18 protein-coding genes are annotated in these 16262 nt (G+C 62.6%); 12 read left to right on the forward strand and 6 right to left on the reverse strand.

All coding sequences use genetic code 11. The features are described from left to right. Both F9K20_RS18230 and F9K20_RS18235 read right to left on the reverse strand, forming a co-directional pair. Window positions 1–739, reverse strand: a 739-nt coding sequence (locus F9K20_RS18230) for a TPM domain-containing protein (RefSeq protein WP_291005233.1), incomplete at its 3' end; no start/stop codon positions are given. A 25-nt stretch (window positions 740–764) separates the two neighbouring features. Continuing rightward, a complete protein-coding gene (locus tag F9K20_RS18235; RefSeq protein ID WP_291005236.1) occupies window positions 765–1394 on the reverse strand; it encodes a LemA family protein in 630 nt (209 codons plus the stop codon). 243 nt (window positions 1395–1637) lie between these two features. On the opposite strand from F9K20_RS18235, the gene F9K20_RS18240 reads away from it, so the two are divergent. From F9K20_RS18240 to F9K20_RS18255, 4 genes are all read left to right on the forward strand, one after another. Beyond that, a complete protein-coding gene (locus F9K20_RS18240) occupies window positions 1638–2513 on the forward strand; it encodes a ParA family protein (RefSeq protein ID WP_291005239.1) in 876 nt (291 codons plus the stop codon). A 38-nt stretch (window positions 2514–2551) separates the two neighbouring features. Then, window positions 2552–2986: a hypothetical protein gene (locus tag F9K20_RS18245; protein WP_291005242.1), complete on the forward strand. Its 435-nt coding sequence runs from the start codon at window positions 2552–2554 to the stop codon at window positions 2984–2986. An 81-nt stretch (window positions 2987–3067) separates the two neighbouring features. Beyond that, window positions 3068–4507 carry a mannose-1-phosphate guanylyltransferase/mannose-6-phosphate isomerase gene (locus F9K20_RS18250; protein ID WP_291005245.1) on the forward strand — a complete coding sequence of 480 codons (1440 nt, stop codon included), beginning with the start codon at window positions 3068–3070 and terminating at the stop codon, window positions 4505–4507. Window positions 4508–4630: 123 nt separating this feature from the next. Next, on the forward strand, window positions 4631–5584 hold the full coding sequence (locus F9K20_RS18255; RefSeq protein ID WP_291005248.1) for a GDP-L-fucose synthase: 954 nt from the start codon (window positions 4631–4633) through the stop codon (window positions 5582–5584). On the opposite strand, the gene F9K20_RS18260 is transcribed toward F9K20_RS18255, so the two are convergent. Next, window positions 5565–6839: a class I SAM-dependent methyltransferase gene (locus F9K20_RS18260; RefSeq protein ID WP_291005251.1), complete on the reverse strand. Its 1275-nt coding sequence runs from the start codon at window positions 6837–6839 to the stop codon at window positions 5565–5567. The genes F9K20_RS18255 and F9K20_RS18260 overlap by 20 nt on opposite strands. Between F9K20_RS18260 and F9K20_RS18265 the strand changes: the two genes are divergently transcribed. The 3 genes from F9K20_RS18265 (at window position 6838) to F9K20_RS18275 (ending at window position 8774) form a co-directional block, all read left to right on the forward strand. Beyond that, window positions 6838–7155, forward strand: coding sequence for a hypothetical protein (locus F9K20_RS18265; protein ID WP_291005254.1), 318 nt, complete (start codon window positions 6838–6840; stop codon window positions 7153–7155). The two genes, F9K20_RS18260 and F9K20_RS18265, sit on opposite strands and share 2 nt — an antisense overlap. A 26-nt stretch (window positions 7156–7181) precedes the next feature. Then, on the forward strand, window positions 7182–8252 hold the full coding sequence (gmd, locus tag F9K20_RS18270) for a GDP-mannose 4,6-dehydratase (protein WP_291005257.1): 1071 nt from the start codon (window positions 7182–7184) through the stop codon (window positions 8250–8252). A gap of 123 nt (window positions 8253–8375) precedes the next feature. Continuing rightward, window positions 8376–8774, forward strand: coding sequence for a DegT/DnrJ/EryC1/StrS family aminotransferase (locus F9K20_RS18275; protein ID WP_291005259.1), 399 nt, complete (start codon window positions 8376–8378; stop codon window positions 8772–8774). 446 nt (window positions 8775–9220) lie between these two features. Here the strand turns inward: F9K20_RS18275 and F9K20_RS18280 are convergent, their stop codons facing one another. The 3 genes from F9K20_RS18280 to rfbG are packed head-to-tail and all read right to left on the reverse strand — an operon-like array spanning window position 9221 to window position 12293. Next, window positions 9221–9985 carry a cephalosporin hydroxylase family protein gene (locus F9K20_RS18280; RefSeq protein ID WP_291005262.1) on the reverse strand — a complete coding sequence of 255 codons (765 nt, stop codon included), beginning with the start codon at window positions 9983–9985 and terminating at the stop codon, window positions 9221–9223. Between the two features lie 11 nt (window positions 9986–9996). Continuing rightward, entirely contained in the window at window positions 9997–11232 is a 1236-nt protein-coding gene (locus tag F9K20_RS18285; RefSeq protein ID WP_291005265.1) for a class I SAM-dependent methyltransferase, read from the reverse strand. After that, complete coding sequence (gene rfbG, locus F9K20_RS18290; protein WP_291005268.1) at window positions 11229–12293, reverse strand: CDP-glucose 4,6-dehydratase; 1065 nt, start codon at window positions 12291–12293, stop codon at window positions 11229–11231. The genes F9K20_RS18285 and rfbG overlap by 4 nt, the downstream gene beginning before the upstream one ends. Before the next feature lie 702 nt (window positions 12294–12995). Here rfbG and F9K20_RS18295 point away from each other — a divergent pair. The 5 genes from F9K20_RS18295 to F9K20_RS18315 all read left to right on the forward strand — a co-directional run bounded on the left by F9K20_RS18295 (window position 12996) and on the right by F9K20_RS18315 (window position 16239). Then, window positions 12996–13706, forward strand: a complete 711-nt coding sequence (locus tag F9K20_RS18295; RefSeq protein ID WP_291005271.1) for a hypothetical protein — start codon at window positions 12996–12998, stop codon at window positions 13704–13706. Further along, entirely contained in the window at window positions 13703–14206 is a 504-nt protein-coding gene (locus tag F9K20_RS18300; RefSeq protein WP_291005274.1) for a transcription termination/antitermination protein NusG, read from the forward strand. The genes F9K20_RS18295 and F9K20_RS18300 overlap by 4 nt, the downstream gene beginning before the upstream one ends. A gap of 122 nt (window positions 14207–14328) precedes the next feature. Beyond that, the gene (locus F9K20_RS18305; protein ID WP_291005277.1) at window positions 14329–14919 is read left to right on the forward strand and encodes an SIS domain-containing protein; all 591 of its coding nucleotides are present in this window, start codon (window positions 14329–14331) and stop codon (window positions 14917–14919) included. Then, window positions 14913–15518: an HAD-IIIA family hydrolase gene (locus F9K20_RS18310; protein WP_291005280.1), complete on the forward strand. Its 606-nt coding sequence runs from the start codon at window positions 14913–14915 to the stop codon at window positions 15516–15518. Before F9K20_RS18305 ends, F9K20_RS18310 begins: the two co-directional genes overlap by 7 nt. Continuing rightward, a complete protein-coding gene (locus F9K20_RS18315; protein ID WP_291005283.1) occupies window positions 15502–16239 on the forward strand; it encodes a transaldolase in 738 nt (245 codons plus the stop codon). Before F9K20_RS18310 ends, F9K20_RS18315 begins: the two co-directional genes overlap by 17 nt. The last annotated feature ends 23 nt before the right edge of the window (window positions 16240–16262 follow it).

Below are 16262 nucleotides of genomic sequence, written 5' to 3' on the forward strand. Positions count from 1 at the left end.
CCCCGCCCCAGCCGCCCGAGTCTCCCGGGACGATGACCGGAGTGCCGCGCCGCCCGCGGCGGCCGCCGACGGCTTGCGGCGCGTTGCTGATCGACTGCACGATGGCGTAGACCACGAACAATACGACGCAGATCCAGAACACGATGAGGATGATCGACCAAATGTCGAGATCATCCGCGCTCCGCGCCTCGCGGGCGCGCTCCTTGACCGCCTCGGCATCGCCGAGCAGCACATCCTTGATGTCGCGCACGCCGGCCCTGATGCCGGCCGAGAAGTTGCCGCGGCGGAACTCGGGCAGGATGGCGTTCTCGATGATGAGCTTCGATAAGGCGTCGGTCATCACCGGCTCCAGCCCGCGCCCAACCTCGATGCGTACCTTGCGCTCGTTCGGCGCCACGATGAGCAGGATGCCGTTGTCCTTGTCTTTCTGGCCGATGCCCCACTTGCGGCCGAGCTGATAGCCGAAATCCTCGATGGGGTAGCCCTGCAAAGACTTGAGGGTGACGACGACGACCTGATCGGTCGACTTCTTTTCGAGCGCGGTGAGCTCCTCGATGATGGCCGTGTAGTCGTCGGCCTTGATGAGCCCTGCCTCATCGAGGATGCGGCCGGTGAGCATCGGAAAGACCGGCTCGGCGCTCGCGGCGCCAAGCGCAGCAAACCCCAGCAGAGCGAGGAGCAATGCGCCGACCGGGCGCGGCGGCCAGCTCAACGGCAAAGCGCACCGGGCCGCAGGCATCGCACGTCTCCAGCCGGAAGCAAGCCTATTGCTTGGTGCCGAAATCGACCTTGGGCGCCTTCATCTCTTCCGCCGCGATGTCGAACGTCGCCATTTCCTTGGCCGAAGGATACATCACGGCGCGCCAGATGCGGCCAGGGAAGGTTGTGATCTCGGTATTATAGGCGCGCACCGATTCGATGTAGTCGCGCCGCGCGATGGCGATGCGGTTTTCCGTGCCCTCGATCTGGCTCTGCAAAGCAAGAAAGTTCTGCCCCGACTTGATGTCGGGATAGCGCTCGACGACGGCGAGCAGGCGTCCGAGCGCGCCGCCCAGCTGGCTTTGCGCTTCCTGGAATTTCTGCATCGCTTCGGGGTTGGTGAGGATGTCGGGCGGCACGTTGGCCTGCACTTGCGTCGCCTTGGCGCGCGCCTCGACGACGTCGGTCAGCACCGTCTTCTCCTGCTCGGCAAAGCCTTTGACGGTCTCGACCAGGTTGGGAATGAGGTCGGAGCGGCGCTTGTACTGGTTGAGGACCTCCGACCACGCCGCCTTGGCGTTCTGCTCGTAGGTGGGGATGGTGTTGATGCCGCAGCCAGCGAGGGCAAGAGACAGCGTTGCAAGCAGGATCGCAGCGAGGGGGCGCGCGCAGCGAAGCGCCGGGGCGTAAGCCATGACGGAAGGGCCTCCAGGAGGAAACCGAAGCACGACCTTTCCTATTGGCTGTTCAAGGCGGGAGCAAGTCGCTGCCCCGGGGGGCGGTTTACGGGACCCTATATTCCGCGGCGAATTTGCGTGCGTCGCCAAGCGGGATTGTGGCGCGTTCCCATGGTTGCCATATTCCCGCGCCATGCAGGGGCGTGGGGTCCTTTCGACGCAAGGGGCCGGCAGTGGGCGCGGTGGGGAAGTCCAGGCAGCATGCGCAATTCAATCGCGGTGATGAACACCAAGGGTGGTGTCGGCAAATCGACGCTGGTGCTGGCGCTCGCCGAGACGATTTCGGCCTATCACGGCAAAAATGTGCTGGTCATCGACAGCGATGCGCAGGCCAGCGTGTCGAGCATGCTGATGTCCGTGTCGAGCCTCTACAAGCTGCAGAGCGAAGGCGCGACCATCGTCGATTATCTGCACGGCCGCGTGCTCAAGGGGCAGGTGATCGACTGGCCGAAGTTCATCGTGCGCAACGTCTCCGACGTCGACGACTCACGCTCGCTGTTCCTGCTTCCGAGCGATATGCAACTCACGCTGCTCGAGCGCGAGGTGTCCAAGGAAAATCTGCACGGGCGCCTGCGCGAGGTGATCGGCGAGCTCCTCAACGGCGTGCGCCGCGTGTTCGACATCATCCTGATCGACTGCCCGCCGGGGCTCTCGGTGCTCACCGAGTGCTGGCTGCGCGAGGCCGACTTCCACATTTCGCCGACCAAGGCCGACTACGTTTCGGTGTGCGGGCTGGAGGTATTCCGCCGCTTCAAGGGGCTCAACCCAGAGATGGGCTTTGCCGAGAACCTCGGTGTCATCGTCAACATGAAGGAGGCAAATTCGGTCTCCGACGAGGAATATCACCGCTGGCTGCAGGGCAACGCCGAGAATGCCTGTTTCACCCAGGCCATACCGCGCATGCCGGCGCTGCAGGAAGCCGCTAACTTCCAGAATTATGAGCGCAGCTATCTCGCCAAATATCCAGGCCAGGTGGGAGCGGCGGTGCGTGCCCTGACCGACGAGGTCATGAGCCGGCTCGGCAGCCGCGACGCGGCAAACGTCGAGGCCAAAGCGCCGGCGGCAGCCAGCGCTTGAGACGCGACAGTATCTGCCGTGGGTGCTAGGAGTGGTGCATGTTGCGTTCATGCCTCCTTGCATCCGCTCTGCTCCTGTCCGTTGAACCGGCGACCGCGCTCGAGGTGAAGAGCTGCGAGGACGCCAACGTCGGCCTCACCGAGCTGATCCCGCCGGTCGACAAGAACAGCCGCACCTACAAGGACGGCAAAATCAGCGTTTATGCCCTCGACACGGTGGAGCCCGTCTGTTGCGCGGCGGGCGTCGCGATCGTCATCCCCGACGTCGCCGACGAGGTCGGCGGCAACAAGTGCCTGGCGGTGGTCGGTTTCGCCTCGGTGCAGCTCGACGAGGCGGTCATCGAGGACGACCCCGACAAGGGGCTGCTGATTACGATCCCGACACGGGTCTTCAGCGAGGCCGCCGATTCGGCCCCCGGCGAGCCGATAAGGCTGCGCATTGATATCGATGCGGGCACGCTGGCCGCGGAGTAGTCTTCATCAAGCATCTGGGCCCTGGAAACCAGAACCGCAGCGGAGCCTTGCTACGGCATCCCGCCCAATTAAAGTGTCGCGATGACCAGCCCCATAATTCCCGTCATTTTGTCCGGCGGTTCCGGCACGCGACTGTGGCCGCTGTCGCGCAGCATGTACCCCAAGCAGTTCATCAATTTCTTCAATGGCAGGGGCAGCCTGCTCGCCGCCACCCTGCGGCGCATCGACGGGGTCGGCTTTGCCGCTCCCATCGTCATCTGCAACAACGACCATCGCTTTCTGGTGCGCGAGGAGCTTTCCCGCGCCGCCATCGAGCCGGAGGCGATCATTCTCGAGCCGGTAGCGCGCAACACCGCAGCGGCGGTGGCGGTCGCCGCGCTGGCCACCGTCGACAAGGCGCCGGATGCGGTGATCGCCGTCATGCCGTCGGACCATGTCGTAAAGGACGCGCAAGCGTTCGTCGCCAGCTTGCGGCGCGCCGCTGAGGTTGCCGCCACCGGCAAGCTCGTCCTCTTCGGCATCGTCCCCACCAGCCCGCACACGGGCTACGGCTACATCCGCCGCGGCACCGCGCTCGATGGCCCAGCGGGCGGCTACAGGGTCGAAGCTTTCTTCGAGAAGCCCGACAGGGAGACGGCGCAAAGGTACATTGCCGACGAAAGCTATTTCTGGAACAGCGGCATCTTCGTGCTGCACGCGCGCACGTTCCTCTCCGAGCTCGAGCGGCTGGCGCCGGAAATCCTCGCAGCTGCGCGCGCAGCTTTGACGGCGGCCAGCGAGGACCTCGGGTTTCTGCGCCTCGACCGCGCGGCGTTCGCGCGCTCACCCAACATCTCGATCGATTACGCGGTGATGGAGAAGACCACAGAGGCGGCCATGCTGACCATCGACGTCGGCTGGAGCGACGTCGGCTCGTGGTCCGCGTTGTGGGAGAGCGCGCCGCGCGATGCCCAGCACAACGCCGTCGAAGGTGACGCCATCCTCATCGACACGGAGAACTGCCTCGTGCACAGCGAGCGCTCGCTGGTCGCCACCATCGGGCTCAGCGGCCTCGTCATCGTCGACACGCCGGACGCGCTCCTGGTTGCCGATCAGCAGCGCGCGCAAGACGTCTCCGGCCTCGTGGCGCGCCTCAAGGAGCTCAATCGCAAGGAGTACGCGCAGCACATCAAGAGCTACAGGCCATGGGGTTTCTTCGAGACGCTCAGCACCGGGCCGCGCTTCCAGGTGAAGCTCTTGCACGTCAAGCCGGGCGGGCAGCTGTCGATGCAAATGCACCATCACCGGTCTGAGCACTGGGTTGTGGTGCGCGGCACGGCCAAGGTGACGATCGGCGAGGTGGAAAAGCTCGTGCAGGAGAACGAGAGCGTCTACATCACGGCGACGCACTGGCACCGGCTGGAGAACCCCGGCAAGGTGCCGCTGGAGATGATCGAGGTGCAGATCGGCAGCTATCTGGGCGAGGACGACATCATCCGCTCCGACGATGCCTATCACCGGGCGCCCGACGAAACGCGCTGATTAACCGGTCGCGCCGCTTTTGCCTTGCTTTGGACGTTGCGCCGGGGCCGAGAGGCGCAGTATGTCCGGCGCCAGGCTCGAACGAGGATCGACGCCGCAGCGTTGCACGATTACAGAGGGAGCATGGACAAAGACTCGCGCGTCTTCCTCGCTGGAGGAACCGGATTGGTTGGAGCCAACTTGCTGGCGGAGCTCCGGGCGCGAGGTTACAGCAATATTCTTGCGCCTACGCGTCGGCAGCTCGACCTGTTGAATAGCAACGCAGTTCAGTCGTTCTTCGAGCACGAGAGGCCGGAGTACGTGATCCTGGCCGCAGCGCGGGCAGGCGGTATCAAGGCGAGCTCCACATTCTCCGCCGAATTCTTGTTCGAGAATCTCACCATTCAGAACAATGTCATTTGGAATGCCCACCGCTCGCAGGTGAGAAAGCTGCTCTTCCTCGGCTCCAGTTGCGTGTATCCGGGTTTGGCTCCCCAGCCGATGAAAGAGGAATATCTCCTCAGTGGCCAATTTGAACCGACGAACGAAGGCTATTCGATCGCTAAGGTCTCCGGCCTCAAGCTGTGTGAGTACATCTACCGTCAATATGGGCAGAAATTTATCTCATGCATGCCGTGCAACCTCTATGGACCGGGTGACTACTACGACACTGAGCGCGGCCACGTCATTTCGTCGCTCCTGATGCGTATGCATGATGCCAAGGAGATGGGGGCTCCGAGCGTGTCTGTATGGGGAACGGGCAATGCGCGCCGCGAATTTCTCTATGTAAAGGATGCTGTGGACGCGTTGTTGTTTCTCTTGGAGCACTACGACAGCGCGCGTTTCGTCAATGTTGGCAGCGGCGTGGACGTGACCATTAGCGAACTCGCGGACATGATCCGGCGCGTGGTCGGCTATCAGGGAGAGATTGTATTCGACGCGACCAAACCCGACGGCGTGCCTCGAAAGCTGCTCAATGTCGACCGGATGAATACGCTAGGCTGGCGCGCGCGCACTCCGCTGGAGGAAGGTTTGCGGGCGACCTACGCCGAATTCGTCTTCCAGCGGTCCCAAGCCCCTAAGGTCGTGACCCAATGACTTCAAAATTGGGACAGGGGACGATGAAACGTCCTCCTCGTTCCAGGAACTCCTTCTCACGCTGGACGAACGATTGAATGAAATGCCACGGCAACACCAAGAGGTAGTCCGGCTTCGCGGCGCGCATGTCCTCGTCCGAAAAGATTGGGATGTTCGTCCCGACCGTCCTTAGTCCGTACTTCATGGGTTGACGTTCGGCGATGCCTTCGACGAGCGTGGAATCGATCCCAAACCATTGCAGGAGAGTGTTGCCCTTCGTCGATGCGCCATATGCCCAGATTCTCTTGCCCTTGACCTTCTCTTCCCGAAGGAAATTCAGCGTCTGGTCGCGCAGCTCGGAGGCTCGGCGGAAGAAGCGCCGGTAGGTCTCGGGTTCGCGCAGGTTGAGCGTCTCCTCGTAGGCCAAGAGCGCCCGTACCCGATAGGCGCCGACCTCGCGATAGGGTGCGGTCGCGAAGGTCGTCGGGTCGGCGCCCCGCTTGCGGATGTAGACGCGGAAGCTGCCGCCGTTCGCATCATTGAGCTGGCAATCGACGATTTCCATCGCGTGCGCGTCAAGCAGGTACTTCATTGCCTGCAGGCTGTAATATCCCAGGTGCTCGTGGCAGATGTTGTCGAAAGCCATCTGCGACAGCATTAGCGGCAGGTAGCTCATCTGCACGACCCACAGGCCGTTATCGTCGAGGATCGCCGACACCTGCTCGACGAAGCTGTGCGCGTCTTCCAGGTCGTAAAACATGGCAATGGTGGTGATTGCCTTGGCCTTGCGGTCGCCATACGGGGAGGCGAGATAGGCGGCAACGCTGAAATAGTCGTTGATGAAGAGGCTGAAGCGGCTCTTGTCGGCTTCGGCGTAGGTGTTCTTGGCCGGATCGAACCCGATCCGGACGATCGACTTGTCGACAAAAGAAAGCTCGGTGCCGTCGTTGCAGGCAATGTCGACGAAGATGTCGCCGGGCTGCATCTTGATGAGCTGGACGGTCGAGGTGGCGATCTGACGGAGTTCCTCGACCATCGATTCATTGGTGCCCGAACGGTACCAATAGTGCCGATACATGTCGTCGAAGGATGGCGTGTGGGCGAGCTGCACCAGGCCCGATTTGGGCGCTAGGCACATCGTCAGCGGGATCCTGTCACCGCGCGGCGCAGCGTCGGCGGGGAGAAAATCCGAGATGTAGTGATCGCCGAGCGAAAACAGCTCCACCAGCGGTTCCCCGGAAATGCGGCACGTCGTTCGGGGCATGATTTCGGTCATGGCGGCCTGGCTGAGAGTGGTGCTGGCGAGGGGGTTGGCGGCGATCCCGTACCAGAATTATCGGCTGCCCGGAAGACTTTCAGTGGCGCGAGGTTTGCCGCTCCGGGTTCCAGTGATAGTGGAGGACAAGGCTGAATCCGGCGTCAGGGAGGTCCGGACAGCGACGCGGCGGAACATCATCTATCCGTCGCCTGACATGACAGGCTACAAGGCCTTCCTATCAGAATGGCACCGGCTGGACCTGGCAAAATGCCATCAGCAGTATCTGGGTGAGGACGGCTCCGCGCTGAAGACGTCTGTCACCGCGATGCGCTGAGGGATCCAAATTAGAGAGGACGCTCCGTGCAGCCCAAGATCGCACTCATCACTGGCGTCACCGGACAGGATGGCGCGCACTTGGCACGCTTGCTGCTCGACAAGGGTTACATCGTGCATGGTGTGAAGCGGCGCTCCTCGTCGTTCAACACCGCCCGCGTCGACGATCTCTACGTCGATCCGCACGAGCACGACACGCGCTTCTTCATGCACTACGGGGATTTGACCGACGCCACCAACCTCATCCGCCTCATCCAGGAGATCCAGCCGGACGAGCTCTATAATCTCGCCGCGCAGAGCCACGTGCAGGTGAGCTTCGAAACGCCGGAGTACACGGCCAATGCCGATGCGCTGGGTACGCTGCGGCTGCTCGAAGCGATTCGGATCCTTGGCATCAAGGACAAGACACGCTTCTACCAGGCGTCCACCTCCGAACTCTACGGCAAGGTGCAGGAGGTCCCGCAGCGCGAGACGACGCCCTTCTACCCGCGCTCGCCGTATGGCGCGGCAAAGCTTTATGCCTATTGGATCACCGTGAACTACCGCGAGGCCTACGGCATGCACGCCTCGAACGGTATCCTGTTCAATCACGAGGGTCCGATGCGCGGCGAGACATTCGTCACGCGCAAGATCACGCGCGCGGTGGCGGCTATTGAGTTCGGCCGCCAGGATCGGCTCTACCTGGGCAATCTCAATGCCAAGCGCGACTGGGGCCATGCGCGCGACTTCGTCGAAGGCATGTGGCGCATCCTGCAGCAGCCTGAGCCCGACGACTACGTCCTGGCGACGGGCGAGATGCACTCGGTGCGCGAGTTCGTCGAGCTTGCCTTTCGTCAGGTCGGTCGGCTGATCGAATGGCGGGGGGAAGGCGCCGACGAGGTCGGCATCTGCAGCAAAACCGGCAAGGACCTCGTCCGTATAGATCCGCGGTATTTTCGCCCGACCGAGGTCGACGAGCTATTGGGCGATCCGCGTAAGGCGCATCAGAAGTTAGGCTGGCGGCATACGACCACGTTCGCCGAGCTCGTAGCCGAGATGGTGCGCTCCGATCTTCAGGTGGTGGCGCAGGAGTATGACCGCCTCGATCCCGCGGGATGAGTGGATTTGTCGGTGTCGGTCCCCAAAGGACGATTTGACGATGCGCGCTTTACTCACTGGGGAAGGCGGGCTGCTGGGGCTTTCGATACGCCGGCTGCAGCCTGAGCAGCAGCCCGGCCGGGCATGATCGACATGCGGCGGCAGAATGCCGATACGTTTCGAGCTCTTTTCGGCGGGCTGGTGGACGTAGCGCTGCAGGCGGAAACCGGCCAAAGCTCCTGGTTCGGGTTTGCCCTGCTGCTGCAGGGGAAGCTTGCCGGATGCCGCAGCGAGCTCGTCGCGCGTCTCACCGAGGCCGGCATCGAGTGTCGACCGATCGTGGCCGGCAACTTCGTCGCCAACTCGGTCATCCGCCATCTCGATCACTCGATCGGTTCGGCGCTCACCGTTGCCGAGGACGTCGATGCCAACGGCCTCTTTCTCGGTAATCACCACTATCCGATTGTGCGCGAGATGGAGATGGCGCGCGGTGTCGTCGCCGGTCTAGCCGCAGCACAAGTTCACCGAATCGGGATGCCCTGAGATTGGGCACGATGATCCCATGCTCTACACGCCGGCTACGCGACACGATCATGGCAGTCCGGCAGCGCCATGAGCCAAGTGCCATGTTACCTTAGACCATTGAAATTCACGAACTAGGCTGGCAGGAATATATGTCGCTAGCGTTGTCGGTTTGAGTACCAGAGCGGTATTGGTGATGTTGCCACGTGTCCACGATTGTCAGCTTCAATTGGCTGTCCTCGCTTTCCAGGTTTCCTGTCTCGCCGTTTTCTGGCGGTACGAAGCTGAGCAATTTTTGCGCAACCGTGGTGGTCCGGCAATGGCGGGTTATCTCTGGCTTGCGGGGGCTCCCACACGGCAGGGATCGCGCTGATATCGCCTGCGATCCTGCGCGCCCAATCAGCGAACGCACCAACGCAGGTCACGTGCGCCAATCGGTCCGGACATGCTGTAGCGAATGGCAGCGCCTACTTACGGCGTAGCCAACCCTTCGGGTGATGCGTGCAGTCGGGAGTATCCTGGGTTTCATCAAATGGGCGCGGTACGCGGACAGGCTCGAACTCGGTGTGCTTGGCGAGGAACTCCTCGGTCGCGGAGATGGGGTTGTTCCAGCTCCAGTCGTCACCTGTGCGCGGCATGCCTGCGACGTAGTGCATGATGCCGTCCTGCACGAGCAAATAGCAGCCAGGGGTGACGAGATCGGCGTAGGCGGCAAGCTCCTTGGCCACGTGATCCTTGCTGTGATTGGAATCGAGGATCAGCATCACCTTCTCGTCGGGCTTGATCATCGATTTCACCATGGCCACGGTCTCGGCGGCGACGGCATTGCCCTCAACCAGCGTGACCCGCTTGAAGAGTGGGTGCGCCTCGATGGCGGTGCGATTGTGCGGGCGAATTTCAATGTCGATGCCGATGACTCGGCCGTTGCCCATGAGCTCGAAGAGGCTCGCGTAGTAGAGGAGTGAGCCGCCATGGGCGACGCCGGTCTCGACGATGACGTCCGGCTTCGTTGTGAACACCGTTTCCTGGATGCGCATCATGTCGTCGGGCAACTGGATAATCGGGCGCCCCATCCACGCGAAACCGTAGGAGTACTTGCGCACCCAGCCGATGTCGGTCCACAGACGGGCGATCTGCTCGAAGCTCTCCCTGGAATAAAGATCGAGCTGGCGTGGGCAAGAACCATCCTCCACGCTCAGCGTGCCGCCCTTGGTGTCAATCGTCAGCTTCATCGCGGCTCCGTTCAGAATACTTCGAGCTTGGGAATGGCGACGACAAACTTGCCGCCCCATTGGCGCACCTCACCCATTTGCGCTTCGATTTCGCGGCGCAAGTTCCAGGGGAGGATGAGCACGTAGTCGGGCTTGGTTTCGGCGATCTTCTCGGGTGCCAGGATGGGCAGCCGCGAGCCGGGTAGGTAGCGGCCCTGCTTCTTGTCGTTCCGGTCGACGACGTAGGCAACGAGATCGGTGCCGACGCCGCAGTAGTTGAGCAGCGTATTGCCTTTGGCGGCGGCGCCGTAGGCAGCTACTGTTTTGCCCTCCGCCTTGGCGCTATTGAGGAATGCGAGCAGCGCCTTCTTTGCCGCCTGCACCTTCGCGTCGAATCCCTCGTAGGCGCCGAGCGAGTCGAGACCGAAGTCGGCCTCCTTGGCACGCACGCGGGCAAGGCCGGGTGCCTCGCTCTGGTGGGCGTCCCTGTGGCAGGAGAAGACGCGCAGCGAACCTCCATGCGTTCGGAGCTCCTCGACATTGAAAACGCGCAGGCCATGCTTGGTGAGAATGCGCTCGACTACAAGCAGCGATAGGTAGGAGTAGTGCTCGTGGTAGATGGTGTCGAACTGGTTTTCTTCGATGAGATTGAGGATGTGCGGGAACTCGACCGTCCAAACCCCTTCGGGCTTCAGCAGCGTGGCGAAGCCAGCGACGAAGTCGTTGATGTCGGGAACGTGGGCCAGCACGTTGTTCGATGCCATGAGATCGGCGGCGTAGCCCTCGCGCGTGAGGCGCTCGGCCGTGGCGCGACCGAAGAACACCATTTCGGTGGGTATGCCTTTCGCAATGGCTGCGTTGGCGGTGCTCTTGGTCGGCTCGACACCCAGCACTGGAACGCCGCGTGCAACGAAATGCTGCAGCAGGTAGCCGTCGTTGGAGGCGACCTCGACGACCATACTGTCCTCGCTAAGGCCGAAGCGGGCGATCATGTCCTCGGCATAGCGGCGTGCGTGCTCGACCCAACTGGCGGCGAACGAGGAGAAATACTGATAGTCCTCGCCGAAGTGCGCGGAGCGGTCGACGACACCTTCCGCCTGCACGAGCAGGCAGCTTTCACATATCCGCACGTGCAACGGATAGGTGGGATCGGGTTTGCTGATATCCTCGGGGCGAACATTGAAGTTGGAGATCGGCGTCGAGCCAAGGTTGACGAACGTACGCCGCAACGGAGTGCCGCAGTTGATGCAAAGGAGGGCCCCGCTCATGTCTTCCTCGTCGCATAGTCGCGGATCTGCCGCAACGTGAACGCACGCATATCGCTCCCCTCCTTGTGCGCCTTATACCAGTCGGCGGTCCACTGCACCGCCTCGGCCGCGGAGAGGCGGGCGCGCCATTTCAGAGCCCGGTGGGCGAGCCCTGCGTTGATCGCTAGGGTAGCCTTCTCGGGCGGATGCTCTCCGGGGGCCTGGCGCCAGCCGGCCTTGACGCCGAGCGCGCCGTTGAGGGTGTCGGCGATTTCCGCAACGGTGATGGGGCGCTCGTCCCGCGGGCCGAAATTTATCGCGTGCGGCAGGTGTCCCTGCGGGTCGGCGCAAAGCTGTTCGATATAGGTGAGATAGCCGGACAACGGCTCCAGCACATGCTGCCAGGGTCGTGTCGACTGTGGATGGCGCAGCTCGACGGTGCGGCTTGCCTCAAGGGCGCGCCAGACATCGGGCAGCAGCCGGTCCTCCGACCAGTCACCGCCACCGATGACGTTGCCGGCGCGTGCGGTGGCAACCGGCACGACGCGCGGTGCGAAGTAGCTCTTAGCGTAGCACGCAGTGATGATCTCGGCGGCCGCTTTTGAAGCCGAGTAAGGATCGGCGCCGCCGAGGTGATCGCCCTCGGTGAAGCGGTGTCCGTCGTCGCGGTTCTCGTAGACCTTGTCGCTGGTGACGACCAGTACGCATTTGACGCCGGGAGTCTCGCGCAGCGCTTCGAGCAAATGCACGGTGCCGAGGACGTTGGTGTCGAAGGTGGTTACAGGATCGCGGTAGGAACGGCGCACAAGCGCCTGCGCCGCCATATGGACGACAATGTCAGGAGCAGCGCGCTCAATCGCGTCGGCGACGACACGCGGGTCTCTAATATCGCCGATGACGTCGCTGGCAAGGTGGCTGGACGAGAGGAGGTCATGAAGATTTGGCTCCGTTTCCGGCGCCAAAGCCAGACCGTGTACGCGGGCGCCCAAGCTGGCGAGCCACACGCCGGCCCATGCGCCCTTGAAACCAGTGTGGCCGGTGAGCAGGACGGAGCGGCCTGCCCAGAAGTTCGCCGTCACCATGGATCAATTCCGACTGCGCGCGCGACCAGTGTATACGTGGCATAGGCGAAGCGGCGCAGACATTGCTTGCAGGACTCCCCTTGTCTTCGAGACGCGTCTCGGCGCAGACCGCTAGGCTCTACCACACTTCACAGCCGTGCGAAAAATAGGCTGTGGAGCGCGTCATCCTGCGCGACGTGGGCTGCAGGATATTCGCTCGTGCGACCCTGACGTCTAGCCAGATGGCGGGGCACTCAGCCAGCAAAAAATCAGCGGCTGCGGCACCAGCGGTCATCGATCCGAGGAAGGAGATAGAGAAGCGGGCCGAACGATGAGCTGGAAAATTGGAGAGGAAAGGCAAACCACCCGTCGAGAAGCTCGGTCGTGTCGATAGGAGCCGGCCCCACCGGCTAGTCGAACACGCGCGCTGGCACCTCTGCCTCGAGGCGGATGGTTTGAAAGATCTCCATAGATCGACGTGCGGGCAGCCTTGGCGATCTGCCAGGACGAGGAACGCCTACGCGTCGAAGCGGAGCGCGCCTTTGTACGTGGCTGGTGAATGCCCAGGCGCAAGGGGGAGTCGCCGAAACTGACCGGCGACTCAAAAGGCATCGCGGCCAAACGCCCTCCAAAGTAGCGGTGCGTCATAGTTCTTACAGGAGCTTACGTGATTGAGCGCCAAGTCGATCGCTGGGGATACGTTCATTGAATGAAATTCAATGATTGAATGGCGCACCGGGAGCTGCTAGCCGTGCGGCTAGTCGCAGCATCAGCAGGCACCGTCTAATGCCACGGGGGACAAAGGCTGACGCGGATCTCGATCTTCTCACAGCGGTAGAACGCGGAGAGATCGTTACGCAACAGATGCTCAAGCATGAGCTGGGGGTGTCTGTCGGCCTCATCAACGCCCTGATCAAACGAGCGGTGAAAAAGGGTCTCGTGAAGGTTCGCCAGGCGCCTTACAAGCGCTATGCCTACTACCTGACGCCCCGGGGATTTGCCGAGAAGGGCCGCTTGGTCGCCGACTATCTCGAATATTCGCTCACCCTCTTTCGCGAGTCGCGCGACCAATACTCCGAGATATTCCGGGATCTTAGAAGGCGCGATAAGGCTTCGCGCATTGTTCTTGTTGGCGGCGGCGACCTCGCCGAGATCGCGGTTCTCGCTGCCGTAGGCGAGGAGATTGCGCTTCTCGGCATCGTCGATCCCGGATCCAATGTGCAAACCCGCTATGGTGTGCGCGTCGGTTCGAACCTCGCCGCGTTCGGGGATGCCGAGGTTGCAGTCATCACCGATCTCATTTCCCCGCAGGCAACCTTCGAGGCGCTTCGCAAGAACTTTCCGGACGGTTACGTTTTCGCCCCGGAAATCCTGCGCATTACGCCCGACCGGGCGGAGCTGTTGGCGTCATCGCAAGACGGGGGCGAACCATGAAGGACTGGTATGTCGTCAGCACCCAGCCGTATCAGGAAGCACGGGCGGAGCTGAATCTTCGCCGCCAAGGCTACGAGCCCTGGTTGCCGAAGCTCCTGCGCGAGCGCCGCCACGCGCGCCGCGTCGATATGACGAAGGCGCCGCTGTTCCCTGGCTATCTCTTCGTCGCGCTCGACCCGCGGGTGCAAAAATGGCGGGCGATCAACAGCACCTTCGGGGTGCGCCAGATCCTCTGCCACGGCGACCGGCCGCGGCCGGTCGAGCAGGGGTTCGTCGAGGCGCTGAAGGAAACGAGCGATGATGCAGGTGTCGTGGCTCTCCCTAATGCCGACGCATTTGCACTGGGACAGCCGCTGCGTCTGCTCGCCGGGCCCTTCGCCAACTCGATCGGAACATTGTTGCGCCTTGCGGACAAAGACCGCGTGGCGCTGTTGCTCGACCTCTTCGGACGCGAGGTGCAGATCACCGTTTCGCGTCGCAACGTGATCGCCGCCGCCTGATTTCGCGGACGGCGCCGTGCAATGTGGGTTGTGGACGGGTGGGCTGGACTTCACCCGAATGGCGGTAGCGTGTCGATTGCACTGAGGCCGCGGAGGGCGCGGCGTTTCCTAGGGGGTAGAAAGTGGAAGATAGCCACGCGCGACTGTTCCTCAGCCAGGCCGGGGAGATCTGCGCTCGCCTCGACTACGCTGCGATCGACGATATGGCGGCGCGCATTGCCAAGCTTCGCGACGGTGGCGGTCGCCTGTTCATCCTCGGCGTCGGCGGCAGCGCCGGCAACGCCGGACACGCGGTGAACGACTTCCGCAAGTTGTGCGACGTCGAGTGCTACGCGCCAACCGACAACGTCTCCGAGCTCACCGCGCGCACCAACGACGAGGGTTGGGAGACGGTGTTTGCCAGCTGGCTGCGGGGCAGCCGCGTCAACGAACGCGACGGCCTCCTGATCTTCTCGGTCGGCGGCGGCAATGCTGAGCACAACGTCAGCATGAACCTCGTGCGTGCCATCGACGAGGCCAAGCAGCGCGGCCTTAGCATTTTCGGCATCGTCGGGCGCGATGGCGGCCACACCGCCAAGCAGGCCGACATCGCCATTATCGTGCCGACTATCGATCCGCGCCACGTCACGCCACATGCCGAGTCATTCCAGACAGTCGTCTGGCACTGCCTCGTCTCGCATCCAGCGCTACAGAAGGTGGCCACCAAGTGGTGAAGCGGAACGCCGGTGCGCTGAAGCCCGCGGTCTTTCTCGACCGCGACGGTGTGCTGACCATTCCTGAGTTCCGCGATGGCCGCTCTTTCGCGCCGCGTACACTCGAGGCGTTTCAGATCTATCCCGATGCGCCCGCGTGTGTACGCGAGCTGAAGCAGGCAGGTTTTCTGGTCGTGGTCGTCACCAATCAGCCGGACGTTGGCGCGGGCATTGTCGCGCAGGACGTCGTCGAGGAGATGCACGTGCGACTGCGGGCCGACGTGCCGGTGGACGACATCGAGGTCTGCTATGAGACTCGCGAGCAGGCAACCGACCGGCGCAAACCGGGTGCGGGCATGCTTAAGGACGCGGCGCGCCGCTGGGGTATCGATCTTGGCGCGAGCTTCATGGTCGGCGACCGCGATAGCGATATCGAGGCGGCCAGGCGCGCTGGCTGTACGGCCGTCTTCATCGATCTTGGGTACAGCGACGCAGGCCCCACGCGGCAGGCCGCGACGGTGAGTTCACTACGAGAAGCCACGGACTGGATTTTGCGCCGGGGGGAACCGGCATGTGTCAGCGATGCTGGAGGGAGACACGCAAATGACCACCGTATCTGATCTGAAGATCAAGATTTTCGCCGATGGCGCCGATCTCGCGGGTATCCTCGATATGCACAAGAATCCCCTGATCAAGGGCTTTACCACCAACCCGACATTGATGCGCAAGGCGGGTATCGATGACTACGAGGCTTTCGGCCGCGAGTTGCTCGCTGAGGTGCCGGACCGTCCCGTCTCCCTCGAAGTGTTCGCCGACGATTTCGAAGAGATGGAGCGCCAGGCGCTCGCCATCGCCTCCTGGGGCAGGAACGTCAACGTGAAGATACCGGTGATGAACACGAAGGGCATCTTCGCCGGCCCGCTGCTTAACTCGCTGTCGCGGCGCGGGGTAGTCCTCAACGTTACCGCCATCATGACCCCGGCGCAGGTCAAGGCGGTGGCCGATGCGCTCGATCCCGAGGTTCCCGCCATCATATCGGTGTTTGCCGGCCGGGTTGCCGACACCGGACGCGATCCGGTGCCGCACATGAAGGAGTGCCTCGCTGCGCTCTCCAAGCGCCCAAAAGCAGAGCTTCTGTGGGCGAGCCCGCGTGAGCTGCTCAACATCTTCCAGGCCGACGAAATGGGATGCCACATCATCACCGTCACCAACGATGTCATCGCCAAGTTGAAGCTCGTCGGTAAGAACCTCGATGACTACTCGCGCGAGACGGTGGAGATGTTCTACAAGGACGCCACTGCGTCTAAATTCAGGATCTCGGTGCGTCCGGCCGCCGCCTGAGCCGGGACGCGATCAATCACCAA

Origin of the sequence: Hyphomicrobium sp. (assembly GCF_009026145.1) — a bacterium.
In the GTDB taxonomy this organism is placed as follows: Bacteria; Pseudomonadota; Alphaproteobacteria; order Rhizobiales; family Hyphomicrobiaceae; genus Hyphomicrobium_A.

Coding starts and splice junctions, on each gene's coding strand:
- F9K20_RS18260 (WP_291005251.1), bottom strand. CDS start 6,839: ATGACCGAAATCATGCCCCGAACGACGTGCCGCATTTCCGGGGAACCG.
- F9K20_RS18250 (WP_291005245.1), top strand. CDS start 3,068: ATGACCAGCCCCATAATTCCCGTCATTTTGTCCGGCGGTTCCGGCACG.
- F9K20_RS18280 (WP_291005262.1), bottom strand. CDS start 9,985: ATGAAGCTGACGATTGACACCAAGGGCGGCACGCTGAGCGTGGAGGAT.
- F9K20_RS18315 (WP_291005283.1), top strand. CDS start 15,502: ATGACCACCGTATCTGATCTGAAGATCAAGATTTTCGCCGATGGCGCC.
- F9K20_RS18245 (WP_291005242.1), top strand. CDS start 2,552: ATGTTGCGTTCATGCCTCCTTGCATCCGCTCTGCTCCTGTCCGTTGAA.
- F9K20_RS18235 (WP_291005236.1), bottom strand. CDS start 1,394: ATGGCTTACGCCCCGGCGCTTCGCTGCGCGCGCCCCCTCGCTGCGATC.
- F9K20_RS18300 (WP_291005274.1), top strand. CDS start 13,703: ATGAAGGACTGGTATGTCGTCAGCACCCAGCCGTATCAGGAAGCACGG.
- F9K20_RS18265 (WP_291005254.1), top strand. CDS start 6,838: ATGGCGGCCTGGCTGAGAGTGGTGCTGGCGAGGGGGTTGGCGGCGATC.
- F9K20_RS18285 (WP_291005265.1), bottom strand. CDS start 11,232: ATGAGCGGGGCCCTCCTTTGCATCAACTGCGGCACTCCGTTGCGGCGT.
- F9K20_RS18275 (WP_291005259.1), top strand. CDS start 8,376: ATGATCGACATGCGGCGGCAGAATGCCGATACGTTTCGAGCTCTTTTC.
- rfbG (WP_291005268.1), bottom strand. CDS start 12,293: ATGGTGACGGCGAACTTCTGGGCAGGCCGCTCCGTCCTGCTCACCGGC.
- F9K20_RS18240 (WP_291005239.1), top strand. CDS start 1,638: ATGCGCAATTCAATCGCGGTGATGAACACCAAGGGTGGTGTCGGCAAA.
- F9K20_RS18255 (WP_291005248.1), top strand. CDS start 4,631: ATGGACAAAGACTCGCGCGTCTTCCTCGCTGGAGGAACCGGATTGGTT.